The sequence below is a fragment of the Pseudomonas sp. PB3P13 genome, assembly GCF_054897735.1.
Map to the genome: position 1 here is coordinate 4,264,585 of NZ_CM142702.1, position 23,542 is coordinate 4,288,126.

Sequence of the window (23,542 nt, forward strand, 5' to 3'; positions counted from 1 at the left end):
TCCGCTCACGCCTTTTCCAGCATGAGCGGAATTCCGCTCAGCCAAACCTTGAAACCCCTCTAAACCGCCACTCTCTTCGTTGGCACAGCTCCTGCTATAGCCCACGCAGGCTGCGTTCTATCGCGCTCCACAAAAACAATTAAATGAAGGATCCTTCGATGGATAACTCCAACACCCTGCCCCTGGGGTCGGCTGCCTCGCCGGCCAAAGAAAGAACCACCGCCAGCCGGATCAAATCGATCTTCAGCGGTTCGGTCGGCAACATGGTCGAGTGGTATGACTGGTACGTTTATGCCGCCTTCTCGCTGTACTTCGCCAAAGCGTTCTTCCCTAAAGGCGACACCACCGCACAACTGCTGAACACTGCGGCAATCTTCGCCGTCGGCTTCCTGATGCGCCCGATCGGTGGCTGGCTGATGGGCCTGTACGCTGACCGCGCCGGTCGTAAAAAAGCGCTGATGGCTTCGGTCTACCTGATGTGCTTCGGTTCGCTGCTGATCGCCGTCAGTCCGGGTTATGAAACCATCGGCATCGGCGCACCGATCCTGCTGATTTTCGCCCGCTTGCTGCAAGGCCTGTCGGTGGGTGGCGAATACGGCACCTCGGCGACTTACCTCAGCGAAATGGCGACCAAAGAGCGTCGCGGCTTCTTCTCCAGCTTCCAGTACGTGACCCTGATTTCTGGCCAGCTCATCGCGCTGGGCGTGTTGATCGTGCTGCAGAACATCCTCACCACCGAAGAGCTGTACGCCTGGGGCTGGCGAATTCCGTTCGCCATCGGCGCGATGTGTGCCGTGGTCGCGCTTTACCTGCGTCGAGGCATGGAAGAGACCGAATCGTTCAACAAGGTGCAGAAGGAAAAGAAAGAAAGCGCCATGCGCACCCTGATGCGCCATCCGAAGGAACTGATGACCGTGGTCGGTCTGACCATGGGCGGCACCCTGGCCTTCTACACTTACACCACGTACATGCAGAAATACCTGGTGAATACGGTCGGCATGAGCATTTCAGACTCCACCACCATTTCTGCGGCAACCCTGTTCCTGTTCATGTGCCTGCAACCGCTGATCGGCGGCCTGTCGGATAAAATCGGTCGTCGGCCAATCCTGATTGCCTTCGGCGTGCTCGGCACGCTGTTCACCGTGCCAATCCTGACCACCCTGCATACGATCGAAACCTGGTGGGGCGCGTTCTTCCTGATCATGGCCGCGCTGATCATCGTCAGCGGTTACACCTCGATCAACGCCGTGGTCAAAGCCGAACTGTTCCCCACCGAAATTCGTGCGCTGGGCGTCGGCTTGCCGTACGCATTGACCGTGTCGATCTTCGGCGGCACCGCTGAATACATCGCGCTGTGGTTCAAGAGCATCGGCATGGAGACCGGTTACTACTGGTATGTCACCGCCTGTATCGCCGTGTCGCTGATGGTGTACATCACCATGAAAGACACGCGTAAACATTCGCGGATCGAGACGGATTAATCTGCAAGCGCCACAAAAAAAGGGGCAGACCTGAACGGGTCTGCCCCTTTTTGCCAACTCCATATAACTCCTGTAGGAGTGAGCCTAGTCGCGATAGCAGTCTCCCTGACAACATGAATGGTGAATGTCAGTCCGCCATCGCGAGCAGGCTCACTCCCACAGGGACAGGGTCCGCTGGAAATTAAGTGTTTGTCCTTGCACTATGAACGCTTTCTGCACAGCTCAGGAATTCTTCCAATGCCCGATGACATCCACTTCTACGAACCCGCCAACGGCCACGGCCTGCCTCACGACCCGTTCAATGCGATCGTCGGCCCGCGTCCTATCGGCTGGATTTCTTCTCAGGATGCCGACAGTCGGCTGAACCTCGCGCCTTACAGCTTTTTCAACGCCTTCAACTATATTCCGCCGATCATTGGTTTCTCCAGCGTCGGGCGCAAAGACAGCCTGAACAACATCGAGCAGACCGGCGAATTCGCCTGGAACCTGGCCACCCGGCCATTGGCCGAGCAGATGAACCAGAGCTGCGCCATGGTCGATCCGCAAGTCGACGAGTTCGAATTGTCCGGACTGACGCCCGTCGCCTCGAAAATCATTCAGGTACCACGGGTTGCCGAAAGCCCGGTGTCGTTCGAGTGCAAGGTCACGCAGATCATTCAGCTGCAACGGGCCGATGGTAACGCGGTACCGAGCTGGCTGATTCTCGGCGAGGTAGTCGCCGTGCACATTGCCAAATGGCTGTTGAAAGACGGTGTATACGACACCGCCGCGGCAGAACCGATTCTGCGCGGCGGCGGGCCGGCGGATTATTTCCAGCTGGGGCCTGAGGCGTTGTTCAAGATGTTCCGCCCGGGAGCCGTTCCGGGCGCAGTCAAGTAACTACCAGATCAGCTCGCCATCTTCGCCCACACCCTGCAGACGGGTCAGTTGTATGGCGGCTGCATCATCCGCTGCTGAGGCAGTGGCAAAGGTCTGTTCTTCCAGAAGTTTGTTGAAGCGCGGCGCACCGGAGCCACCGATTTTCTTGGTGGCGATCGCTGCGTAGTAACCACCCTCGCGGGGTACTACGGCGGATACGGCTTCGAAGGTTTCAAAGGCTTTACGTGCCATGTCGCGGATCCTGGCTGATGAGAATGGAGCCATTAAACCCTCAACCCGCCATTTTGTGTACCCACGACTCGGTACGCCCCCGCGCCTGTTCCGCGGACACTTCCTTGAACGTGTGGAAATCCAGGCTGTTGACCACCAGGCCCTGCACCAATTCGGCAAAAACCTGCATGGCCGGCGTGCTGAAATACGCCGTCATCGCCTGTTGATTGACCCAGAAACCGGACACCAGCCACAACTGCGGATCGCATTGCGAATGTTGCAGGGAAAAACTCAGGCAGCCTGGCGCAGCACGCGACGGCTCGATCAAGGCGCTGAGCCGCGCACCAAGTTCCACCGAGCGTCCGGCGCGAGCACGAACGAAGGCCATGTGACTGACGGGGATCTGCGTAGACATGTTCAACCCTCCCAGGTAGTCGACCGCAACCAGGGGACGGGCTGCGACAGGATCCAAGGTTAAGGGCGACAGGACCGTCGCGGTTAGTCGATTCCTGCCGGCTTGTTGCACAATCCTGCGGGAGTGCGCAGCGGTATTCGTAACCAGGTGTAAAACCGCCCCTCGTCTTGCAACACTCGTTTCAAGCAAGTTTTAGGGGTGATAAACGGACTCTGCCACGCCTGTTATCCGTGCCGTGCAGAATCAGGCAAGCTTCTCGCAGAATGTGTCTACCGTTGCACCTTGCACAAACTTAAGCTCAGCTCCTTCCATTGATACGCCGAGGATGCCCCGCATGTCGTCGCTCGATCATTTTCAAGCTCCGCTGGACACCGACATGGAAAAGCAGCGCGCGGAGCTGGCCACCATCATTCGCCGCAACACGCGGGAGGATGGCACCTACGCCACGGGCGTCGGGTCGCTGTACATGTCGCGGCACAGCAAGTCCCACGACTTTGCCCCGGTGCTGGCGCAACCGGCGCTGTGCATCATGGCCCAGGGCCGTAAAGAAGTTCGCCTGGCCGATGAATTCTTCAACTATGACCCGTTGAATTACCTGGTGGTGTCGGTCTCGATGCCGTTGAGCGGGCGCGTGGTGAATGTCACTTGCGAAGAACCGATCCTGGCGGTGCGGCTGGATATCGACCCGGCAGAAATCACCGCGCTGATTGCCGACGCCGGACCGCTTGGCGTACCGACCCGCCCCACCGGCCGCGGCTTGTATGTTGAGCGGATAGACAGCGCCATGCTCGACGCAGTACTGCGTCTGGCGCGGTTGCTGGATGCGCCGAAAGACATCGCCATGCTCGCGCCGCTGATTCGCCGGGAAATTCTTTATCGTTTATTACGCAGTCCACAGGGTCATCGGCTGTATGAAATTGCTATCGCCAACAGTCAGAGCCATCGCATCAGCCAGGCGATCAAGTGGCTTAACGGAAATTTTGAGCAACCGTTGCGGATTGATGATCTGGCCAGGGAAGTGAACCTGAGCGTGTCGACTTTGCATCATCGGTTCAAGGCGATGACGGCGATGAGCCCGCTGCAATATCAAAAGCAACTGCGCCTGCAGGAGGCACGTCGTTTGATGCTGGCTGAAGGGCTGGAAGCCGCGGCGGCCGGGTATCGGGTGGGGTACGAAAGCCCCTCGCAGTTCAGCCGTGAATACAGCCGGCTGTTCGGCGCGCCGCCGTTGCGGGATCTGGCGCGGCTGCGGTTGACGGTTTGAGGGTGGAGTGATTTTCGAAATCACCCCCACCCCGAGCCGTTTATGTCTCACATGGCTTTGATCACGTGCTTGATTTCCTGAAACGCCTGCAAACCCCACGGCCCCAATTCGCGCCCGATGCTGCCCTGCTTGAAACCACCCCAGGCGGTCTGCGGGAAGATCACTTGTGGCGCGTTGAAGCTCGGGCGTCGCCGCCATTGACGGTGGTCAGCAGCGCTTGGGTAGCCGGGTTGATCACGCGCAGGTGTTCACTGCCGGCCGACCATTGGCCGTCAATGAAGAGACCGTCGAGGGTGGTGGGGAACGACGTGGAAAAATTCATTCCGCCACCGCCTTCATCCACTGCGCCTGATCGACTTCAATCAGCGTCGGGCCCTGGCGATCCGACGCGGCACGCAGCGCATGGCGCAATTGATCGACGCCGTCCACCGCTTCAGCCATACAGCCGAGCGCCTTGGCGACATTGATGAAGTCCGGGGTGTAAATGTCCACGCCGACCGGCTCGATGGCGCGGTTGACCATGTATTTCTTGATCTCCTCGTAGCCCTGGTTATTCCACAACAGAACGATGACCGGGGTGCGCGCTTCCACAGCGCTGGCCAGTTCCGGCAAAGTGAATTGCAGCCCGCCATCACCGATCAGGCACACGACCGGAGGATGCGCACCGTTCGTGCTGCTGCCACCGAGCCAGGCGCCAATCGCCGCCGGCAACGCATAACCGAGGGTGCCGTAACCGGTGGACGAATTGAACCAGCGGCGCGGCCGTTGCGGGTTGAAGGTCAGATTGCCGGTGTACACCGGTTGCGTCGAATCACCGACGAAAACCGCGTTTGGCAGCTCCTGCGAAACGGTCTCCAGGAAGCTCGTCCGGGCCAGCGTCGCAGCGTCCCAGGTGGCGGCCAGTTCGCTGCGCAAAAGCGCCGCGCGGGCGTGGCCCCAATCGCTGCGGCGCTCGGCCAGCGGGGTTTGCGACAGTGCGCCGAGCAGAGCCAGGGCCGCATTGCGCGCGTCGGACACCAGCGCCACGGTCGGTGGATAATTGCGCACGGTCTGATCCGGATCAATGTCTATGCGCAGCAATGCGCCAGGGATCTCAAAGCCGCCGGCGAAGGTCACGTCGTAGTCGGTCTCGGCGAGTTCGGTACCAATCGCCAGCACCACATCGGCCTCGGCCACCAGGGCGCGGGTCGCCACCAGGCTCTGGGTGGAACCGATCAGCAGCGGATGAGTGGATTCGAGCATGCCTTTGGCGTTGATCGTCAGGGCCACGGGCGCATCGAGTTTTTCCGCCAGTTGTTGCACGTGTGCGGCGGCATCGATGGCACCACCGCCCGCGAGAATCAGCGGGCGTCTGGCCGTGGCGAGCAGTTCGCTCATGCGCACAATCGCGCTCGGCGAAGCGCCGGCGCGGTCAATGTTCACCGGTCGACTGGCGAGCAACTCATCGGCTTCTTCTACCAGCACGTCCAACGGAATTTCGATGTGCACCGGACGCGGACGACCGGCCTGGAACAAGGCAAAAGCCCGCGCCAGCACGCCTGGCAATTGCGCCGCCGACATCAAGGTGTGGGAAAACGCCGACACGCCACCGATCAGCGCGCTCTGATGCGGCAACTCGTGCAGTTTGCCGCGACCGCCCCCCAACTGGCTGCGCGATTGCACGCTGGAAATCACCAGCATCGGGATCGAATCGGCGTAGGCCTGGCCCATGGCCGTGGTGATATTGGTCATGCCCGGCCCGGTGATGATGAAGCACACACCCGGTTTGCCGCTGGTGCGTGCGTAGCCATCGGCCATGAAACCGGCGCCCTGCTCATGACGCGGCGTGACGTGGTTGATGCTCGAACCGGCGAGCCCGCGGTACAGCTCCACGGTATGCACGCCTGGAATGCCGAACACCTGCTCGACCCCGTAACCCTCGAGTAACTTGACCAATACTTCGCCGCACGTCGCCATGATTTTGCCCTTCCTGTTCGTCTGAGACGCCTCGCCTGCGCGCTGTTTATGAAGATTTGGCAGGTCCGGTAATGGCCTCATTGGAACGGGCGACACGTAGCCGCAACAATCGATAAAAAGTCATACTAGCCATGTCGTCACGTCATAACTCGGATCCCCATGAAACGATTGCCTCCCCTGCCGGCGCTGCACACTTTTCTGATCACGGCACAGTGCTGCAACTTCACCCGCGCGGCAGAGCAGTTACATATCACCCAAGGCGCGGTGAGCCGTCAGATCGCCGGGTTGGAGGATCATCTGGGTTATGCGTTGTTCATTCGCCATGCGCGGGGTTTGAAACTCACGGACGAAGGTCGTGAATGGCTGCCACGGGTGCAGCAGGTATTCGGGCTGATCGCGGAGGCGGTGGAGCAGATCGGCGAGAAACGTGAAGCCCTGCGCCTGAAAGCGCCTACCTGTGTGATGCGCTGGTTGTTGCCGCGGCTGATGCAGTGGCAAAAAGAGCGCCCCGATGTGCCGGTGCAGCTCACCAATACGATCAGTCACGGGGTGGATTTTCATCGTGAACAGTTCGATGCAGCGGTGATCTACGGAGCGGCGCCGGAGACTGCGCTGGCCTCTTTTCATTTGTTCGATGAGCAACTGACGCCGGTGTGTTCGCAGCCGCTACTGGACGGCGCGATGCCGCTTCACACGCCGGAGGATTTGCAGCAGCATTTATTACTGCATCCGACCCGGGATGAGCGGGACTGGAATGCCTGGCTGAAAATCGCCAATGTGCAGTTGAGCAACGTCAGCCGGGGCCAGCATTTCGAAACGCTGGATCTGGCGATGTCGATGGCCTCTCAAGGTACGGGGGTGGCCATCGGGGACTGGTCACTGATCGGCGATGACCTGAGCGCCGGCCGACTGGTGATGCCGTTTGATTTGAGGGTGAAAACGGGGTTGGCGTATTACCTGGTATTCCCGGAGAAACCAGTGCCATCAACGAAGTTGCGAGAATTGATGGGGTGGCTGGTGGAGCAGGCTCAAAGCCGCTGAACAGCATCGTCAGCAAGCAGGCTCCCATAATGATCTGCAGGAGCCGGCTTGCTGGCGATAAATTCAACTGTGATCAGGTGAATCGGGTTACCACTTCATCTCACCCTTGGCAACTTTGGCGCTCAGCTCCAGCGAGCTTTCCTCGCCCAGCGTGGGGAAACGTTTTTTCATCGCAGTGATCAGCGCAGCGGCGTCTTCGGCCTTGGCGGTTTCCTCGTCGAACGCCTTGATATAGTCGGCAGTGAACTTCACGGCGGCCACGGAACGGCTACTCTCGCCCAGGTAATGGCCCGGCACGATGGTGTTCGGCTTCAAGGTTTCGATGGCGTGCAGTGTCGCCAGCCAGTCGGTGTGGGATTCTGCGGTTTGAGTATCGGCCATCCACACGTGAATATTCTGGGCGACGACAACGCCACCGACCACGGCCTTGATCGACGGGATCCACACGAAGGTACGGTCCGGTTGCTTACCCTCCAGACCGACCACCTGAAGTTTCTGCCCTTCAAGCATCAGGCTGTCGCCCTTGAGCACGTCAGGCACGATGGTTGTGGCGGGGACATCGACGCCCATTTTCGGCCCCCAGAACGCCAGCTTGCCGTCGACGGTTTTCTTGATGTGATCCACGGTCGGTTGCGAAGCGAGGACTTTGGCGTCTGGGAATGCAGCGGTCAGCGTGTCGAGGCCGAAGTAGTAATCCGGGTCACCGTGGCTGATGTAGATGGTGGTCAGTTGTTTGCCGCTGGCGCGGACTTTTTGCACCACCTGCTCGGCTTGGGACTTGCCAAATTGCGCGTCCACCAGAATCGCCTCTTTCTCGCCGCTGACCAACACCGAGGTCACCGGGAAGATGGCCTTTTCGCCAGGGTTGTACACGTCCAGCGTCAACGTGGAAGCCGCCGCATGCGCCGCAAAGCCAAGGGTGACGGTGGCCAGTAACAGTCGTTTGAGAGAAGTGAAACCGATCATTTGATGCTCCATGGAGTACGCGGTTTTTTGTAGGAACAAGCTCGCTCCTACAGAAGAAAGGCTGAGCTTAGTTGCGTAAACGGATACAAAAAATGCGATGCTGGAACATAGTTTGTTTCAGAAATCGGGCAAATCATGGATCGTCTTCAGGCAATGCAAGTGTTTGTCACGGTGGTCGACCTTGGCAGTCAGTCGGCCGCTGCCGATCATCTGGAGCTGTCACGGCCGGCGGTCTCGCGGTATCTGGCGGAGCTGGAAGACTGGGTCGGCGCCCGGCTGATGCACCGCACCACGCGCAAACTGAGCCTGACCGCTGCCGGCAACGAGATGCTGCCGCGCTGTCGGCAATTGCTCGACTTGTCTGCAGACATGCAGGCCGCCGTCAGCGAACCCGACGACACACCCCGTGGGCTGCTGCGCATCAGCGTCAGCACCTCGTTCGGCCAGGCGCAACTGGCGGACGCCATGGCGGCCTACGTGAAGCGGTACCCCGGCGTCAGTATCGATTTGCAGATGCTCGACCGCACGGTGAACCTGGTGGATGAGCGTATCGATTTGGCGATTCGCACCAGCAATGACCTGGACCCAAACCTCATCGCACGACGACTGACGGTTTGCCGTTCAGTGATCTGCGCCGCCCCCGCCTATCTGCAAGCGCATCCTGCGCCGACGCGGGTCGAAGACCTGAGCCGGCACAACTGCCTCACTCACTCCTATTTCGGCAAAAGCCTGTGGCATTTCGAGCAGGACGGCGAGGCGGTTTCGGTGCCGGTCCAGGGCAACATCAGCGCCAATGAAGCCAGTACGCTGCTGCGCGCGACGATGGCCGGCGCCGGCATTGCGATGCTGCCGAGCTATCAGGCCGGTGTGCACATCCACCGGGGCGAACTGACCCGCCTGCTGCCCCACGCCGAACCGCGCCAGATGAACATCTACGCCGTATATGCCTCGCGCAAACACATGCCGGCAGCGCTGCGCAGTTTGCTGGATTTTCTGGTGCAGAGATTCCCGCAAAAGCCGCAGTGGGATGTCGGACTCTGACCCCAAGGAGCTGGCTTGCTGGCGATCGCGGTGGGCACCGTCAACAGGCTCGCCTGAACGGACGCTATCGCCAGCCAGCCGACTCCTGCAGGGGGATCATCGGCGTCGTGAATGTCGGGACACACTGGCAACTCACCACCGCTGACCTAAACTGAAAGCAGTACCCAAGGGTATTCGTTCAGAGGTCTACGCCATGAACATCAAAACAAGAAGATATCTCACGATTTTCATCACCTGTGCGGCAACGCTGGCGCTCTACGGCACCGCCGCCTGGCGGGTGGAACAGTTGCGACAACTGCCCCGTGAATACGCGAGTTGTAACCTCGAGCGCTGCATTCCCCACAACGCGACGCTCAACGCCCTCCGCTAACAGGAGGGCGTCAGATGTCATTGTCCGGATCGGCCTTCAAGCGGTCACGGAAGGCTTTGGGCGAAATCCCCACCCGGCGCCGGAACAGGCGCGTGAAGTTGGTCGGATCGGAAAACCCCAATACGTCGGACATTTCGTAAATGGTCATGCTGGTGTAGGTCAGCAGGCGCTTGGCTTCAAGCAATTGCCGCTCGTGCATGATCTGCAACGCCGGCTGCCCGGCCAGCTCACGACAGGTGCCATTGAGGTGTGAAACGGAAATTCCCAGGCGATGGGCGAGGTCTTCGACCTTGACGTGCTGGCGATAGGTTTCTTCCACCAATTGAATGAAACCGTTGAGGTATTCCCGGGCCCGCTGCGGCCGCTGGCTGGCCTTGTGACGCTGAATGACCTGCCGACTGACCCAGACCATGATCACGCTGACCAACGCATGCATGAGCATTTCTCGTGCCGGCTGATGACCCGTGTACTCAGCCAGCAGTGCGCAAAACTGGCTGTTCAGATAGTCGCTGTCGACGCCCGCCGGGTAGCTCTGCGCGTGAGCCAATGCGTTCACCGAGTTGCCCAGCTGCGACTGTAGATGGGCCACCAGCGGCGCCGCGAGCGTCACCACATACCCGTCGACATCCTCGGAAAACCGATAGCCATGCACCGACAACGGCGGCAGTACCAGCACCGTAGGCTCGCTCAGCTGCGTACGTTTGCCTTCGATTTCAAGCTCTGCCTGACCTTTGAACACAAAGAGCAACTGACATAAATCGGCGTGGCGGTGCGGTTTGATTTCCCACTGGTGTTCGCGGCTGCGTTTGGAAATGGTTTCACAGTGCAGCAAGTCCGGGGTTGGCCAGTCCAGGCTTTCGCCGTAGAGCTTGAACACGGGAATGGAAGGCAGGTCAGGCTTGTTCATAACGTCAATCCAGGCCTCTGGGGGTAACGGGCGATAATCGCACCGATTGGCAGAATGTGCAGCTATCGGCTCAGTTTTCACCTTCAATTGACAGACTCGCAAGGGAAAAATGCAAGCACTCGATTCATAAAAATAATCCACCGACCTGCGTCGCGTGAGCCTTGCGAGCCATAAAAACAATGAAAACACTGAAAACTCAGATCGCCATTATCGGTGCCGGCCCCGCTGGCCTGCTGCTGGGTCAACTGCTGCATAACGCCGGAATTGACACCCTCATCCTTGAACGCCAAACCCCCGATTATGTGCTCGGGCGAATTCGCGCCGGCGTGCTGGAACAAGGCATGACAGAGCTGTTGCGGCAAGCCGGCGTGGGCCAGCGCATGGACGCCGAAGGACTGCTGCATGGCGGCTTCGAACTGGCGCTTGACGGGCGGCGCGTGCACATTGATCTGCACGGTTTGACCGGTGGCAAAAACGTCATGATCTATGGCCAGACCGAGGTCACCCGCGACCTGATGGCCGCCCGTCAGGACGCCGGTGCCCGGACGATTTACCAGGCAAGCAACGTCGTGCCCCACGGCATGAAAACCGATGAGCCTTTCGTCACCTTCGAGAAGGACGGCGAAACCTGGCGACTCGATTGCGACTACATCGCCGGTTGCGACGGTTTCCACGGTGTGGCGCGGCAGTCGATCCCAGGCGAATGCCTCAAGGTGTTCGAAAGGGTCTATCCGTTCGGCTGGCTGGGCGTTCTGGCCGACACGCCACCGGTTCACGATGAACTGGTTTACGCCCGTCACGAGCGTGGTTTTGCCCTGTGCAGCATGCGCTCGCCAACCCGCACCCGGTATTACGTGCAGGTGCCGGCGGAGGAAAAGGTCGAGGACTGGTCAGATCAGCGATTCTGGGAGGAATTGAAGGCGCGACTGCCGGCTGAGCTGGCCAAGTCGCTGGTAACCGGTCCGTCCATTGAAAAAAGCATCGCGCCGCTGCGCAGCTTCGTGGTTGAGCCGATGCAGTACGGGCGGATGTTCCTGGTCGGCGACGCTGCACACATTGTCCCGCCGACGGGCGCCAAGGGCTTGAATCTGGCCGCCAGCGATGTCAGTACGCTGTTCAATATTCTGCTGAAAGTTTACCGCGAAGGCCGCGTCGATCTGCTCGAGAAATACTCCGGCATCTGCCTGCGCCGGGTCTGGAAAGCCGAACGCTTTTCCTGGTGGATGACCTCGATGCTGCACCGATTTGACGATCATGACGCGTTTAGTCAGCGCATCGCGGAATCGGAACTGGATTATTTTGTCGACTCCGAAGCGGGTCGAAAAACCATTGCAGAAAATTACGTCGGACTCCCATACGAGGCTATCGAATAGCCTGCTACCGACTTACACTGGCGAGCACTTGCCCGCCCGCCTCGCCTTGCGGGAATCACCGCCCGCAGGTTTTATCGTGAACACTGACAACCAGCCCGACTCACCGAAACCGGCCATTCGCAGCGTGCTGATCGCCCTCATGCTGGCAATCTTTCTTGGCGCACTGGATCAAACCATTGTCGCGGTTTCAATGCCGGCGATTTCCGAGCAGTTCAAGGATGTCGGCCTGCTGGCCTGGGTGATTTCCGGTTACATGGTGGCGATGACCGTGGCCGTGCCGATCTACGGCAAACTTGGCGACCTGTACGGTCGTCGCAAGTTGATGTTGTTTGGCATGGCTGTGTTCACACTCTCGTCCCTGTTTTGCGGCATGGCCCAGAGCATGGAGCAACTGGTCCTGGCGCGGATCCTCCAAGGCATCGGTGCGGGCGGGATGATTTCGGTCAGCCAGGCGATCATCGGCGACATCGTGCCGCCTCGCGAACGCGGGCGCTATCAGGGTTATTTCAGCAGCATGTATGCGGTGGCGAGCGTCGCAGGGCCAGTGCTGGGGGGTTACATGACCGAGTATCTGTCGTGGCGTTGGGTTTTCCTGATCAATCTGCCGCTGGGACTTGGCGCATGGCTGGTGGCTCATCGCACGCTGGTCGGATTGCCGGTGCCACAGCGTAAGCCGGTAATCGATTACTTCGGCACGCTATTGATGATCATCGGGTTGACGGCGTTGTTGCTTGGAATCACCGAGTTTGGCCAAGGTCATGCCTGGCGCAGCACCGAGGTGCTGGGCTTGCTAGCTGGCGCGGTGATCGTGCTGGCGGCGTTCGTATGGCATGAGCATCGCGCCCGCGAGCCGTTGTTGCCCATGCATCTGTTCGCCAATCGCACTGCCGTACTGTGCTGGTGCACGATTTTCTTCACCAGTTTCCAGGCCATTTCGCTGATCGTACTGATGCCGCTGCGCTTTCAGAGCGTGACCGGCGAGGGCGCCGACAGCGCCGCGCTGCATCTGCTGCCGCTGGCGACAGGCTTGCCAATCGGTGCGTATTTTGCCGGGCGCCGGACGTCGGTGACCGGCCGCTATAAACCAATGATCCTCACCGGCGCCCTGCTTATGCCGATCGCGATCATCGGCATGGCGTACAGCCCGCCCCAGGCGCTGGTGCTTAGCAGCCTGTTCATGGTGCTCAGTGGCATCGCCGGCGGCATGCAATTCCCGACCTCCCTGGTCGGCACACAAAATTCGGTTGCGCAACGGGATATCGGCGTGGCCACCAGCACCACCAACCTGTTCCGCTCCCTCGGCGGCGCGGTGGGGGTGGCATTGATGTCGGCGTTGCTGCTGGCGTTGTTGCAGGACTCCAGTCTCGCCCATCTGGCCGGGTCAGCGTTGATGATCGAGGGCAGCTCAGGGAATGTCTTGCTCGACGGTTTGAACGGGGCGCCGGGCGATGCGCAAAACGCCTTGCGTGCCGAGCTGCTGCTGACCTTCCGCCATTTACTGATGGTCAGTGCGGCCGTGTCATTGCTGGGCCTGGTGGCCGCAATTGCAATGCCCAACCATGTACTGCGGGGGCGGGAGGACAAGGTTCGGTAGATGGACCGGGCTGTTTGCCTTCGCGAGCAGGCTCCCGCACAGGTGCAGGCCGTACACAAATCTGTGCGCGACAAAAACTCATGGCGGGATTAGGCCTGCTCGCGAAAGCGGTGTTTCAGCCATCGAAAATCAAGGGCTGTAATACCCGACCGCCACCAGAAAACGCCCGACCTTTTTCAGGTACGCGTGCTTGTCCTCGATCTTGCCGGTCACCGGGTTCTTCCAGCGATATTCGTATTCGCCGTAATCCTGCCTGGCAATCAGCGCCAGAATCGGCTCGCCCACCGGTTTGCCTTCCGGGTCCTTGATCTTGCCGAAATCGGTGTTCATCAATCGCAGGTTGGTGCCATGCGCGACGTAGCGCTGGGTATCCAGATCGACGACGAACACATACAGGTCGTCCTGCAAGTACCCACCTTTGAGCGAGTTAATTGACGTCAGCGTGCCCTTCTCGTCCTTGGTCAGATCCGTCGCCGCCTTGTTCAGCAAGGCCATGGCCTGCTCAGCCGATGCTCGCGGCAAATAATAACCCACCGCCAGAATGCGCTCGCCGATACGCCGGTAAAACACGCGCTTGCGCTCGACCTTGCCGTCGGACCAGTTCTGCCAACGGTATTCCGCCTGCTGGATGCCGTTGGCTTCAGGCACTTTCAACGCATCCTTGAAGGCTTTCTGCACATCCGGTCCAAGCACATCCGACACGTCACGCCCAATCAACGCCGAAGACGGACCGCCGCTGGCCAGCATCACGCCTTTGGTGTCGACAACGAACACATAGCGGTCCTTATCGACAAACTCCCCCTGACGACTGAACGCCGCAAACGCCTTGTCGCCGTTCTCGTGATAGTAGGCCAGCGCCTTTTCCAGCAAGGCCCGCGCGGCCTGACTGTCCTGTTGTTCTGTCCCGGCCGCCTGAGCCTGGCCGAGGCACAGCAACAACATTCCCCCCAGCAGGGCCAACTTGTGCAAAACCGCCATTGCGCCTTCCTCGTTCTTGTCGGTGTTTGAAGAGCGTAGACGGGTTGGCGGGATGTATGGATGTTGAGCAACATCCGGAATGGATTGACTGTCCGACCTTAGGCCTGGTTTGACATAGCTCCGCGAGCAATGTCCGTAGCAGCTGCTAGCCTATGGCGTGTTGCGTTGGTCGGACTACGGCTTCGCCCGCAACTGCTGCTGCAGATTCTGAATCTGCGCCTGCAGCGTATTGATGCTCCTGGTGACCTGCCCACGGAACGCATCGAACTCGGCCGTGCTGGCCGCGCCTTGGGCCGGTGTCGGGCGGTTGTCCTGCTGGCTTTTCAGCACGATGAAGTCTTGTTCGAGCCGCTCGATGGCGGCGTTCGGGTTGCCCTGTTTTTTCAATGCAACGATGTCGGCACCGATACTTTTCAGTTGGGCGTCGTATTGTCCGCCGTCAGCGGTGGCAGTTTTTAACGCAGTCACTTCGCCGGTCAGGGTTTTGACCTGTGCTTGCAGTTGGGTATTGGCAGTCTGCTGCTCGGTACTCTGGGTCGAGAGCTGAACGAGCCGCTTGTCCAGATCGGTGGTTTGCGCGGTCATCTGCGCCAGACGCTTGTCCAGTTCCGAGGCCTGGCCGGCCACGCCCTGTTGCTGCTGGCTCTGGTCCTGCAATCGGCTTTCCAGCTGCTTGATCTGCAGCTTCAATGCTTCGCTGTCGCTGCTGACATTGGTCTGACTGGCGACGACCTTGCCGGAAATGTCCTGCAAGCGCCCCGCGGCTTCTTCACTGATGCGCGCGAAACTTTCCTGCGTAGCCACCAGTTGCTGCTCCATCAGCGAAATCTGCTGAAAACTCCACCAGGCGAGGCCGGCGAACGCGAACAACAAGGCGCCGACCAGCGCCCACAGTGGACCGGTGCTGGCAGCCTTGACCTTGACCACCGGCGCAGTACGCGAATGCACGCTGTTGCGCGCAGTGGTCGGAAAATCATCGTCATCGAGGATGTCGGCACGCAGGCTCGGCACATTGTCGAAATCGTCGTTGGCATCGTTACGCATGGGCATTCAATCAACCTTTGTGAAACATGGTGATGGCTTGATGCGGCGAGTATAACCCCCACGGCCGCAGGGATTGACCCTGAACCTGAGGCTCGGTTCAGTGCCGCCGATTCAGCGAATGTTCTGGGCCTTCCACCAGCCGCAGAATTCATCGAGGGCCGTCCACAGACTGACCTTGGGATCGTAATCCAGATAATGCCGGGCGCGGCTGATGTCCAGGGTGAAATTCCTGTTCATGACCTGCATGCCGAGGCGCGACAGGGTCGGCTCCGGACGACCGGGCCAGAGCATGCAGGCACCTTCATTGAGCGCGGCCACGGAGTAGGCCAAACCGTAGGAACGGTAGCGGGTGACTTGTGGGACATCCATCTGCCGCATGACGTAATTCACCACATCCCACAACGGAATCGGCGTGCCATTGCTGATGTTGTACGGCTTGCCCAAGGCTGATCCGCTGGCCAGCAAACTGCTGAGCAGCGCTTCATTAAGGTTTTGTACGCTGGTGAAATCGACCTTGTTCAAACCGTTACCGATGATTGCCAGACGTCCTTTGCGCTGCATGTTCAGCAAGCGCGGAAAGATGCTCATATCACCTGCGCCAGTCACAAAACGCGGGCGCAGCGCCACGGTTTCGAGACCGAATTCCTGAGCGCCAAAGACCTTTTGCTCCGCCAGGTACTTGGTCGCGGCATAGGGATGCTTGAAGCGCTTGGGCACTTGCTCCTCGGTCAAGCCAAGATGATCGTGGCCGTCGAAGTAGATCGACGGTGAGGACAAATGCACCAGGCGCCGAACCCGTTGCTTCAGGCAGGCTTCGACGATGTTTTCGGTGACCTGGACATTGCCTTGATGAAAATCCTGATAACGCCCCCACACACCAACTGCGCCGGCGCAATGCACCACCGCGTCTACGTCGGCGCACAGCGTCCGCGCCAGATCCGCATCGTTCAAATCGCCTGCAATGAACGCCGCGCCGCGCCGTACCAGGTGTTCGACGCTTTCGGCCCGGCGACCGTTGACCCGTACGTCCAGGCCCTGTTCCAGAGCGAAACGCGCAAAGCGTCCGCCGATGAAACCGCTCGCGCCGGTAACCAGAATTTTCATGAATTGCTCCAACCAATGCAGTTGCAAACTTCAAATTTAAAACAGATAAAAAACGGGCCGCATGGGTATTGCTTGCGGCTTGCAGCTTGACGCTTATGGCTGATCCCAAGGCACCAACCACTGCTTCGACGAACGCACCAACTGATCGGTGAGCAGACCCAGCAATTGCCCGCCATTGCGCCAATGATGCCAGTACAGCGGCACATCAATCGGTTTATCTGCCAGCAACTCGATCAATTGACCGTTTTTCAGCTGCTCGCGCACCTGTAATTCCGGCACCAGTCCCCAACCCAGGCCGGCCTCGGTCAGGCGAATGAAACCTTCGGACGATGGGCATAAGTGGTGTTCGAAGCCGCCGTCTACGCCGAGGGAGGCAAGGTAGCGATGCTGCAGGAAATCGTCCGGCCCGAAGACCAATGCCGGCGTTTTCGACAACAGCTCGGCCCGCACGCCATCAGGAAAATGCCTGGCGATGAATGCCGGGCTGGCTAACGCCCGATAGCGCATCGCACCCAGCAATACGCTGCGCGCACCGGCCACCGGGCGTTCACTGGCGCAAAGACAGGCTGCCACCTCACCCGCACGCATCCGTTTAAGACCGACTGTCTGATCCTCGACGATCAGGTCGAGCAACAAATGCTGTTCTGCGCAAAAATCGCCGATCGCCGGAGCCCACCAGGTCGCGAGGCTGTCAGCATTGAGGGCGATACGCAGACGTTCCGGCAGGCCCTCGTCATCCAGCGCCGGCACCAGTGTTTGCAGGTCGCGCTCAAGCAAACGCACTTGTTGCACGTGGTTGAGCAGCCGTCGACCGATCTCGGTCGGTGCCGGGGGCGTCACTCGCACCAGCACCGGTTGGCCGACCCGCGCCTCCAGCAATTTGATGCGTTGGGAGATGGCCGACTGCGACACGTTGAGGACCTGCGCGGCGCGTTCAAAACCGGCCTGTTCGATCACGGCGGCCAAGGCAGACAGTAATTTGTAGTCGAACATCAGTTTTCCTAATGAGCGATGAGGATGATTGGTTTTTCTTATACATCCAACGGTTGGAGAATGGCCAGCAACCACTCTTGACATGGAACATCGACATGACCGGCGAAACGTCCCTGGTAACGCTTATCCGCAGCATGAGTCCGCAGTTGAATGCGGGCGAATACGTTTTCTGCACCCTCGGCAGCGGGAAAATGCCGACGGACGTGGAGATCGTCGGCAGCTTCCGCGAGCAGGAAGGTCTGACCGTCATTCTGGAGCGCACCGACGCTGAGCGATCCGGGTTCCATTTCGATTATGTCGCAGCCTGGATCACGCTGACGGTGCACTCGTCCCTCGAGGCCGTCGGCCTCACCGCCGCGTTTGCCGGCGCATTGGGCCAGGCAGGCATCAGTTGCAACGTGGTTGCCGGTTATCACCACGACCATCTGTTCGTCGGCCAGGCCGATGCCGAGCGTGCCTTGCACGTGCTGCGCGATCTCGCAGCCAACGCGGAGTAGATCCTTATGTGGCAGAGCTATGTAAACGGCCTGTTGGTGGCCGCAGGACTGATCATGGCGATTGGTACGCAGAACGCGTTCGTGCTGGCCCAGAGTCTGCGCCGCGAACATCATCTGCCAGTGGCGGCCCTGTGTGTTATGTGCGACGTGCTGCTGGTCGCCGCGGGCGTCTTCGGCCTGGCGACGGTGCTGGCGCAAAACCCGACGTTGCTGGCGTTCGCGCGCTGGGGCGGTGCGGCATTCTTGCTCTGGTACGGCAGCCTTGCGCTACGTCGAGCCTTCTCGAAGCAGAGTCTGCAGCAGGGGGAAAACCAGACCGTGCGCTCGTTACGCGCGGTGATGCTCAGCGCGCTGGCGGTCACGTTGCTCAACCCGCACGTTTATCTGGACACCGTGTTGCTGATCGGCTCCCTCGGCGCCCAGCAGACCGAACCCGGCGCCTACGTCGTGGGCGCCGCCAGTGCGTCACTGTTGTGGTTTTTCAGCTTGGCACTGGGCGCGGCGTGGCTGGCACCCTGGCTGGCGCGGCCGGGCACCTGGCGAGTCCTCGACCTGTTGGTGGCGGTGATGATGTTCGCCGTCGCCCTGCAATTGATCGTCGCCGGCTGATTATTCCAAAAGGCTCTGGAACCTCTATTCCACACAGTTGTTGCGTGGTTATGCCGCACCCCCGGTGCTATGATCCGAACCCTGCGCCGCAAAGAGTACAAACTCCCCGGCGCTTGTCTGGCCGCCCGTGATCGGCCTTGCGCTCACCGCAACTGACCTGATTAGGAGAATCATCATGGCTTTCGAATTGCCGCCGCTGCCTTATCCACACGATGCCCTGCAGCCGCACATTTCCCGGGAAACCCTGGAATACCACCACGACAAGCACCACAACACCTATGTCGTGAACCTGAACAACCTGGTGCCAGGCACTGAGTTCGAAGGCAAGACTCTGGAAGAAATCGTCAAGACTTCCTCCGGCGGCATCTTCAACAACGCCGCTCAGGTCTGGAACCACACCTTCTACTGGAACTGCCTGGCGCCAAACGCCGGCGGTCAGCCGACCGGCGCACTGGCCGAGGCGATCAATGCTTCCTTCGGTTCGTTCGACAAGTTCAAAGAAGAGTTTAGCAAAACCTCCATCGGCACTTTCGGTTCCGGTTGGGGCTGGCTGGTGAAAAAGGCTGACGGTTCCCTGGCCCTGGCGAGCACCATCGGCGCCGGCAACCCGCTGACCAGCGGCGACACCCCGCTGCTGACCTGCGACGTCTGGGAACACGCTTACTACATCGACTACCGCAACCTTCGTCCGAAGTACGTCGAAGCGTTCTGGAACCTGGTCAACTGGAAATTCGTGGCTGAGCAGTTCGAAGGCAAAACCTTCACTGCTTGATTAACGCCAGTCAGTAAAACCCGGCTTTTTTGCCGGGTTTTTTTTGCTGTGGGGAAGCGTTGGGGGCGTTCATCCGATGAAACGGGTTGGCTGACAGGCCGCTTTCGCGAGCAAGCTTTGCTCCTGCATAAACCCGCGTCCCCACAAAAAAAGGCCAATTTCCCACACTGAAACCAGCCTCCAGCCCCTTGCCCCAACGCCACAGCCGTCTAACATCAATCAACAGAAAAATTAGTCCGGTTTCCCTCTAAAGCTGAAGGGTCCAACAACCGACACAGTACTAATCCAGACGCCAGCACTACGGCCAACCCACAGGCTAATCCCGCTGTGTTTGATTGTCCCTTTGACTGCCATCACCGGATTGCCAATACTCATGGCAACTTGATGCTACCGCATGGAACAAGGAATGACTCTTTGAAGCTGGAACTCAAGAACAGCTTGTCGGTGAAGTTGCTCCGGGTCGTGCTGTTGTCGGCATTGATCGTCGGCGTGGTATTGAGCTGCGCGCAGATTGTGTTTGATGCCTACAAGACACGCCAGGCCGTCGCCACCGATGCCGAGCGCATCCTCGACATGTTCCGCGACCCCTCGACGCAGGCCGTTTACAGCCTGGACAGGGAAATGGGCATGCAGGTGATCGAAGGCCTGTTTCAGGATGTCGCCGTGCGCCAGGCCTCCATCGGCCATCCCAATGAAGCCATGCTCGCGCAAAAATCCCGCGACCTGCAGAAATCCAACAGCCGCTGGCTGACCGATCTGATCCTCGGCAAGGAGCGCACTTTCACCACCCAACTGGTGGGACGCGGCCCCTATAGCGAGTATTACGGTGACCTGAGTATTACCCTCGATACGGCCACCTACGGCCAGGGCTTCATCGTCAGTTCGGTGATCATCTTCATTTCCGGGGTGCTGCGCGCCCTGGCCATGGGTCTGGTGCTGTATCTGGTCTATCACTGGCTGCTGACCAAGCCGTTGTCGCGAATCATCGAGCACCTGACCGAAATTAACCCGGATCGCCCCAGCGAACACAAAATTCCGCAACTCAAGGGCCACGAAAAGAACGAACTGGGGATCTGGATCAATACCGCCAACCAATTGCTCGAATCCATCGAACGCAACACGCATCTGCGCCATGAAGCCGAAAACAGCCTGCTGCGCATGGCTCAGTACGATTTTCTGACCGGTCTGCCCAATCGCCAGCGACTGCAGCAACAGCTGGACAAGATCCTCGTCGACGCCGGCAAATTGCAACGCCGGGTGGCAGTGTTGGTGGTCGGCCTCGATGACTTCAAGGGCATCAACGAACAGTTCAGCTATCAGACCGGCGACCAATTACTGCTCGCCCTTGCCGACCGCCTGCGCGCCCACAGCGGTCGACTGGGCGCCCTCGCCCGATTGGGCGGTGACCAGTTCGCGCTGGTTCAGGCCGATATCGAACAACCCTACGAAGCGGCCGAGCTGGCGCAAAGCATTCTTGATGACCTGGAAGCGGCGTTTGCCCTCGATCATCAGGAGATTCGCCTGCGCGCGACCATCGGCATCACCTTGTTTCCGGAAGACGGCGACAGCACCGAGAAGTTGCTGCAAAAAGCCGAACAGACCATGACCCTGGCCAAGACCCGCTCGCGCAACCGCTACCAGTTCTACATCGCCAGTGTCGACACCGAGATGCGCCGTCGTCGCGAACTGGAAAAGGACCTGCGCGACGCCCTTGTCCGCGATCAGTTCTATCTCGTCTACCAGCCGCAAATCAGCTACCGCGATCATCGCGTGGTCGGTGTCGAAGCCTTGATCCGCTGGCAACATCCCGAACATGGGCTGGTCCCGCCCGACTTGTTCATTCCATTGGCGGAACAAAACGGCACCATCATTGCCATCGGCGAATGGGTGCTGGATCAGTCGTGCAAACAATTGCGCGACTGGCATGACCAGGGGTTCACTGACCTGCGCATGGCCGTCAATCTGTCCACCGTTCAGCTGCACCACGCCGAGTTGCCGCGCGTGGTGAACAATCTCTTGCAGATGTATCGTCTGCCACCGCGCAGCCTGGAACTGGAAGTGACTGAAACCGGCCTGATGGAAGACATCAGCACCGCCGCTCAGCACTTGCTGAGTCTGCGTCGCTCCGGTGCGCTGATTGCGATTGATGACTTCGGCACCGGCTACTCATCGCTCAGCTACCTCAAAAGCCTGCCGCTGGACAAGATCAAGATCGACAAAAGCTTCGTTCAGGACCTGCTGGACGACGACGACGATGCGACCATCGTCCGGGCCATCATTCAGCTAGGCAAGAGCCTGGGCATGCAAGTGATTGCCGAAGGTGTCGAGACCGCCGAACAAGAGGCCTACATCATTTCCGAAGGCTGTCACGAAGGTCAGGGCTACTTCTACAGCAAACCCCTGCCGGCGCGGGAATTGGGTGCGTACCTGAAACAGGCGCAGCGAAGCAATGCGGCGATCCTCTGACGTTATGCAGATCGCTGTGAATAAGAAATATTTCCAAGCACTGCCCTTTACACATAATGCGAAAGATTTGCATTATGTCGCAGCTTTGCGCGCTAGCCGCGCCACTCCACCCTCTCTCGAAGCAGGATGTTCGCCATGATTCGTATGCCTCTGGCTACCGCCAGTCTGTTGGCCATCGCTATTTCCCTCGCCGGTTGTGGCGAAGGCAAAGACAAAGCTGCCGCCCCCGCGCCGACTCCAGCTGCCACCACCACGGCGCCAGCCCCGGCCAGTGCGCCTGCGGCTGCCGGCAAGGTCGACGAGGCCGCGGCCAAAGCCGTTGTCGCGCATTACGCCGACATCGTCTTCGCCGTTTACAGCGATGCCGAATCCACTGCAAAAACCCTGCAAACTGCCGTTGACGCGTTCCTCGCCAAGCCGAACGCCGAGACCCTGAATGCCGCCAAGGCTGCCTGGGTCGCTGCTCGCGTTCCTTACCTGCAGAGCGAAGTGTTCCGCTTCGGCAACACCATCATTGACGATTGGGAAGGTCAGGTGAATGCCTGGCCACTGGACGAAGGCCTGATCGATTACGTCGACAAAACCTACGAACACGCGCTGGGTAACCCGGGCGCCACCGCCAACATCATCGCCAACACCGACGTTCAGGTCGGCGAAGACAAGGTCGATGTCAAAGACATCACTGCGGAAAAACTGGCCAGCCTGAATGAGCTGGGCGGTGCCGAGGCCAACGTCGCCACCGGTTACCACGCGATCGAATTCCTGCTCTGGGGACAGGACCTGAATGGCACCGGCCCGGGCGCTGGCAACCGCCCTGCTTCGGATTTCCTGGAAGGCGCCGGCGCGACCGGGGGTCACAACGAGCGTCGTCGTGCTTACCTGAAGGCCGTGACCCAACTGCTGGTCAGCGATCTGGAAGAAATGGTCGGCAACTGGAAGCCGAACGTGGCCGACAACTACCGCGCGACGCTGGAAGCTGAACCGGGCGAAACCGGCCTGCGTAAAATGCTCTTCGGCATGGGCAGTCTGTCCTTGGGCGAACTGGCGGGCGAGCGCATGAAGGTGTCCCTGGAGGCCAACTCCCCGGAAGACGAACACGACTGTTTCAGTGATAACACCCACAACTCGCAGTTCTACGATGCCAAGGGCATTCGCAACGTGTACCTGGGCGAATACACCCGCACTGACGGCACCAGGATGACGGGCGCCAGCCTGTCGTCGCTGGTGGCGAAAGCGGACCCGGCCGCTGACACCGCGCTGAAAGCCGACCTGGCTGCGACTGAAGCGAAAATGCAGGTCATCGTCGATCACGCCAACAAAGGTGAGCACTACGATCAGTTGATCGCCGCCGGCAACACAGCAGGCAACCAGATCGTGCGCGACGCCATCGCTTCGCTGGTCAAGCAGACCGGTTCGATCGAAGCCGCCGCTGGCAAACTGGGCATCACCGACCTGAACCCGGACAACGCTGATCACGAATTCTGATCAACGCTGGCTGAATAAAAAAGGCGACCTTCGGGTCGCCTTTTTCATGTCTGCCGAGCAGGGTCCCGTGAGCGAGCTTGCTCGCGATGGGTGTTAA

At 59.6% G+C, this 23,542-nt stretch carries 23 protein-coding genes; 13 read left to right on the forward strand and 10 right to left on the reverse strand.

The features are described from left to right. Nucleotides 1–158: 158 nt before the first annotated feature. Both ACYZT1_RS19615 and ACYZT1_RS19620 read left to right on the forward strand, forming a co-directional pair. On the forward strand, nucleotides 159–1,481 hold the full coding sequence (locus ACYZT1_RS19615; RefSeq protein ID WP_462016301.1) for an MFS transporter: 1,323 nt from the start codon (nucleotides 159–161) through the stop codon (nucleotides 1,479–1,481). A 237-nt stretch (nucleotides 1,482–1,718) separates the two neighbouring features. After that, a complete protein-coding gene (locus tag ACYZT1_RS19620) occupies nucleotides 1,719–2,360 on the forward strand; it encodes a flavin reductase family protein (protein WP_462016302.1) in 642 nt (213 codons plus the stop codon). Here ACYZT1_RS19620 and ACYZT1_RS19625 read toward each other — a convergent pair whose 3' ends face one another. After that, on the reverse strand, nucleotides 2,361–2,591 hold the full coding sequence (locus tag ACYZT1_RS19625) for a hypothetical protein (RefSeq protein ID WP_462016303.1): 231 nt from the start codon (nucleotides 2,589–2,591) through the stop codon (nucleotides 2,361–2,363). A 40-nt stretch (nucleotides 2,592–2,631) separates the two neighbouring features. Beyond that, complete coding sequence (locus ACYZT1_RS19630) at nucleotides 2,632–2,985, reverse strand: putative quinol monooxygenase (RefSeq protein WP_462016304.1); 354 nt, start codon at nucleotides 2,983–2,985, stop codon at nucleotides 2,632–2,634. 334 nt (nucleotides 2,986–3,319) lie between these two features. On the opposite strand from ACYZT1_RS19630, the gene ACYZT1_RS19635 reads away from it, so the two are divergent. Continuing rightward, entirely contained in the window at nucleotides 3,320–4,249 is a 930-nt protein-coding gene (locus ACYZT1_RS19635) for an AraC family transcriptional regulator (protein WP_462016305.1), read from the forward strand. Nucleotides 4,250–4,409: 160 nt separating this feature from the next. Here the strand turns inward: ACYZT1_RS19635 and ACYZT1_RS19640 are convergent, their stop codons facing one another. Next, nucleotides 4,410–4,571 carry a hypothetical protein gene (locus tag ACYZT1_RS19640; RefSeq protein ID WP_462019328.1) on the reverse strand — a complete coding sequence of 54 codons (162 nt, stop codon included), beginning with the start codon at nucleotides 4,569–4,571 and terminating at the stop codon, nucleotides 4,410–4,412. Next, on the reverse strand, nucleotides 4,568–6,205 hold the full coding sequence (locus ACYZT1_RS19645) for a 5-guanidino-2-oxopentanoate decarboxylase (protein ID WP_462016306.1): 1,638 nt from the start codon (nucleotides 6,203–6,205) through the stop codon (nucleotides 4,568–4,570). The genes ACYZT1_RS19640 and ACYZT1_RS19645 overlap by 4 nt, the downstream gene beginning before the upstream one ends. A 159-nt stretch (nucleotides 6,206–6,364) precedes the next feature. Here ACYZT1_RS19645 and ACYZT1_RS19650 point away from each other — a divergent pair, with 159 nt between their 5' ends. Then, entirely contained in the window at nucleotides 6,365–7,246 is an 882-nt protein-coding gene (locus ACYZT1_RS19650) for a LysR substrate-binding domain-containing protein (protein WP_462016307.1), read from the forward strand. Nucleotides 7,247–7,333: 87 nt separating this feature from the next. Here ACYZT1_RS19650 and ACYZT1_RS19655 read toward each other — a convergent pair whose 3' ends face one another. Continuing rightward, on the reverse strand, nucleotides 7,334–8,212 hold the full coding sequence (locus ACYZT1_RS19655) for an MBL fold metallo-hydrolase (protein WP_462019288.1): 879 nt from the start codon (nucleotides 8,210–8,212) through the stop codon (nucleotides 7,334–7,336). Between the two features lie 135 nt (nucleotides 8,213–8,347). On the opposite strand from ACYZT1_RS19655, the gene ACYZT1_RS19660 reads away from it, so the two are divergent. Both ACYZT1_RS19660 and ACYZT1_RS19665 read left to right on the forward strand, forming a co-directional pair. Then, a complete protein-coding gene (locus ACYZT1_RS19660; protein ID WP_462016308.1) occupies nucleotides 8,348–9,253 on the forward strand; it encodes a LysR family transcriptional regulator in 906 nt (301 codons plus the stop codon). Between the two features lie 193 nt (nucleotides 9,254–9,446). Next, nucleotides 9,447–9,623 carry a hypothetical protein gene (locus ACYZT1_RS19665; RefSeq protein ID WP_462016309.1) on the forward strand — a complete coding sequence of 59 codons (177 nt, stop codon included), beginning with the start codon at nucleotides 9,447–9,449 and terminating at the stop codon, nucleotides 9,621–9,623. Between the two features lie 10 nt (nucleotides 9,624–9,633). Here the strand turns inward: ACYZT1_RS19665 and ACYZT1_RS19670 are convergent, their stop codons facing one another. Beyond that, nucleotides 9,634–10,530, reverse strand: coding sequence for a helix-turn-helix domain-containing protein (locus ACYZT1_RS19670; RefSeq protein WP_462016310.1), 897 nt, complete (start codon nucleotides 10,528–10,530; stop codon nucleotides 9,634–9,636). A 188-nt stretch (nucleotides 10,531–10,718) separates the two neighbouring features. On the opposite strand from ACYZT1_RS19670, the gene pobA reads away from it, so the two are divergent. Then, a complete protein-coding gene (gene pobA / locus ACYZT1_RS19675) occupies nucleotides 10,719–11,903 on the forward strand; it encodes a 4-hydroxybenzoate 3-monooxygenase (protein WP_462019289.1) in 1,185 nt (394 codons plus the stop codon). 76 nt (nucleotides 11,904–11,979) lie between these two features. Beyond that, nucleotides 11,980–13,497: an MDR family MFS transporter gene (locus ACYZT1_RS19680; protein ID WP_462016311.1), complete on the forward strand. Its 1,518-nt coding sequence runs from the start codon at nucleotides 11,980–11,982 to the stop codon at nucleotides 13,495–13,497. Nucleotides 13,498–13,626: 129 nt separating this feature from the next. On the opposite strand, the gene ACYZT1_RS19685 is transcribed toward ACYZT1_RS19680, so the two are convergent. From ACYZT1_RS19685 to ACYZT1_RS19700, 4 genes are all read right to left on the reverse strand, one after another. Continuing rightward, the gene (locus ACYZT1_RS19685; RefSeq protein WP_462016312.1) at nucleotides 13,627–14,475 is read right to left on the reverse strand and encodes a cache domain-containing protein; all 849 of its coding nucleotides are present in this window, start codon (nucleotides 14,473–14,475) and stop codon (nucleotides 13,627–13,629) included. Between the two features lie 174 nt (nucleotides 14,476–14,649). Next, nucleotides 14,650–15,525, reverse strand: coding sequence for an ATPase (locus ACYZT1_RS19690; protein ID WP_462016313.1), 876 nt, complete (start codon nucleotides 15,523–15,525; stop codon nucleotides 14,650–14,652). Between the two features lie 105 nt (nucleotides 15,526–15,630). Beyond that, nucleotides 15,631–16,623: an NAD-dependent epimerase/dehydratase family protein gene (locus tag ACYZT1_RS19695; RefSeq protein ID WP_462016314.1), complete on the reverse strand. Its 993-nt coding sequence runs from the start codon at nucleotides 16,621–16,623 to the stop codon at nucleotides 15,631–15,633. 93 nt (nucleotides 16,624–16,716) lie between these two features. After that, the gene (locus ACYZT1_RS19700; protein ID WP_462016315.1) at nucleotides 16,717–17,616 is read right to left on the reverse strand and encodes a LysR family transcriptional regulator ArgP; all 900 of its coding nucleotides are present in this window, start codon (nucleotides 17,614–17,616) and stop codon (nucleotides 16,717–16,719) included. A 95-nt stretch (nucleotides 17,617–17,711) separates the two neighbouring features. On the opposite strand from ACYZT1_RS19700, the gene ACYZT1_RS19705 reads away from it, so the two are divergent. From ACYZT1_RS19705 to ACYZT1_RS19725, 5 genes are all read left to right on the forward strand, one after another. Then, entirely contained in the window at nucleotides 17,712–18,113 is a 402-nt protein-coding gene (locus tag ACYZT1_RS19705) for an ACT domain-containing protein (RefSeq protein WP_462016316.1), read from the forward strand. 6 nt (nucleotides 18,114–18,119) lie between these two features. After that, the gene (locus tag ACYZT1_RS19710) at nucleotides 18,120–18,722 is read left to right on the forward strand and encodes a LysE/ArgO family amino acid transporter (RefSeq protein WP_462016317.1); all 603 of its coding nucleotides are present in this window, start codon (nucleotides 18,120–18,122) and stop codon (nucleotides 18,720–18,722) included. Between the two features lie 175 nt (nucleotides 18,723–18,897). Further along, nucleotides 18,898–19,494, forward strand: coding sequence for a superoxide dismutase (locus tag ACYZT1_RS19715; protein ID WP_462016318.1), 597 nt, complete (start codon nucleotides 18,898–18,900; stop codon nucleotides 19,492–19,494). Between the two features lie 384 nt (nucleotides 19,495–19,878). Next, nucleotides 19,879–21,960 carry a putative bifunctional diguanylate cyclase/phosphodiesterase gene (locus tag ACYZT1_RS19720; RefSeq protein WP_462016319.1) on the forward strand — a complete coding sequence of 694 codons (2,082 nt, stop codon included), beginning with the start codon at nucleotides 19,879–19,881 and terminating at the stop codon, nucleotides 21,958–21,960. Nucleotides 21,961–22,095: 135 nt separating this feature from the next. After that, nucleotides 22,096–23,445 (forward strand): imelysin family protein, encoded by a 1,350-nt coding sequence (locus ACYZT1_RS19725; protein ID WP_462016320.1) that lies wholly within the window; start codon nucleotides 22,096–22,098, stop codon nucleotides 23,443–23,445. Nucleotides 23,446–23,542: the final 97 nt, after the last annotated feature.

Excerpts from the sequence above, each read along its gene's own strand:
- ACYZT1_RS19615 (WP_462016301.1), top strand. The coding sequence starts at position 159 with ATGGATAACTCCAACACCCTGCCCCTGGGGTCGGCTGCCTCGCCGGCC.
- ACYZT1_RS19620 (WP_462016302.1), top strand. The coding sequence starts at position 1,719 with ATGCCCGATGACATCCACTTCTACGAACCCGCCAACGGCCACGGCCTG.
- ACYZT1_RS19625 (WP_462016303.1), bottom strand. The coding sequence starts at position 2,591 with ATGGCACGTAAAGCCTTTGAAACCTTCGAAGCCGTATCCGCCGTAGTA.
- ACYZT1_RS19630 (WP_462016304.1), bottom strand. The coding sequence starts at position 2,985 with ATGTCTACGCAGATCCCCGTCAGTCACATGGCCTTCGTTCGTGCTCGC.
- ACYZT1_RS19635 (WP_462016305.1), top strand. The coding sequence starts at position 3,320 with ATGTCGTCGCTCGATCATTTTCAAGCTCCGCTGGACACCGACATGGAA.
- ACYZT1_RS19640 (WP_462019328.1), bottom strand. The coding sequence starts at position 4,571 with ATGAATTTTTCCACGTCGTTCCCCACCACCCTCGACGGTCTCTTCATT.
- ACYZT1_RS19645 (WP_462016306.1), bottom strand. The coding sequence starts at position 6,205 with ATGGCGACGTGCGGCGAAGTATTGGTCAAGTTACTCGAGGGTTACGGG.
- ACYZT1_RS19650 (WP_462016307.1), top strand. The coding sequence starts at position 6,365 with ATGAAACGATTGCCTCCCCTGCCGGCGCTGCACACTTTTCTGATCACG.
- ACYZT1_RS19655 (WP_462019288.1), bottom strand. The coding sequence starts at position 8,212 with ATGATCGGTTTCACTTCTCTCAAACGACTGTTACTGGCCACCGTCACC.
- ACYZT1_RS19660 (WP_462016308.1), top strand. The coding sequence starts at position 8,348 with ATGGATCGTCTTCAGGCAATGCAAGTGTTTGTCACGGTGGTCGACCTT.
- ACYZT1_RS19665 (WP_462016309.1), top strand. The coding sequence starts at position 9,447 with ATGAACATCAAAACAAGAAGATATCTCACGATTTTCATCACCTGTGCG.
- ACYZT1_RS19670 (WP_462016310.1), bottom strand. The coding sequence starts at position 10,530 with ATGAACAAGCCTGACCTGCCTTCCATTCCCGTGTTCAAGCTCTACGGC.
- ACYZT1_RS19685 (WP_462016312.1), bottom strand. The coding sequence starts at position 14,475 with ATGGCGGTTTTGCACAAGTTGGCCCTGCTGGGGGGAATGTTGTTGCTG.
- ACYZT1_RS19690 (WP_462016313.1), bottom strand. The coding sequence starts at position 15,525 with ATGCCCATGCGTAACGATGCCAACGACGATTTCGACAATGTGCCGAGC.
- ACYZT1_RS19695 (WP_462016314.1), bottom strand. The coding sequence starts at position 16,623 with ATGAAAATTCTGGTTACCGGCGCGAGCGGTTTCATCGGCGGACGCTTT.
- ACYZT1_RS19700 (WP_462016315.1), bottom strand. The coding sequence starts at position 17,616 with ATGTTCGACTACAAATTACTGTCTGCCTTGGCCGCCGTGATCGAACAG.
- ACYZT1_RS19705 (WP_462016316.1), top strand. The coding sequence starts at position 17,712 with ATGACCGGCGAAACGTCCCTGGTAACGCTTATCCGCAGCATGAGTCCG.
- ACYZT1_RS19710 (WP_462016317.1), top strand. The coding sequence starts at position 18,120 with ATGTGGCAGAGCTATGTAAACGGCCTGTTGGTGGCCGCAGGACTGATC.
- ACYZT1_RS19715 (WP_462016318.1), top strand. The coding sequence starts at position 18,898 with ATGGCTTTCGAATTGCCGCCGCTGCCTTATCCACACGATGCCCTGCAG.
- ACYZT1_RS19720 (WP_462016319.1), top strand. The coding sequence starts at position 19,879 with ATGCTACCGCATGGAACAAGGAATGACTCTTTGAAGCTGGAACTCAAG.
- ACYZT1_RS19725 (WP_462016320.1), top strand. The coding sequence starts at position 22,096 with ATGATTCGTATGCCTCTGGCTACCGCCAGTCTGTTGGCCATCGCTATT.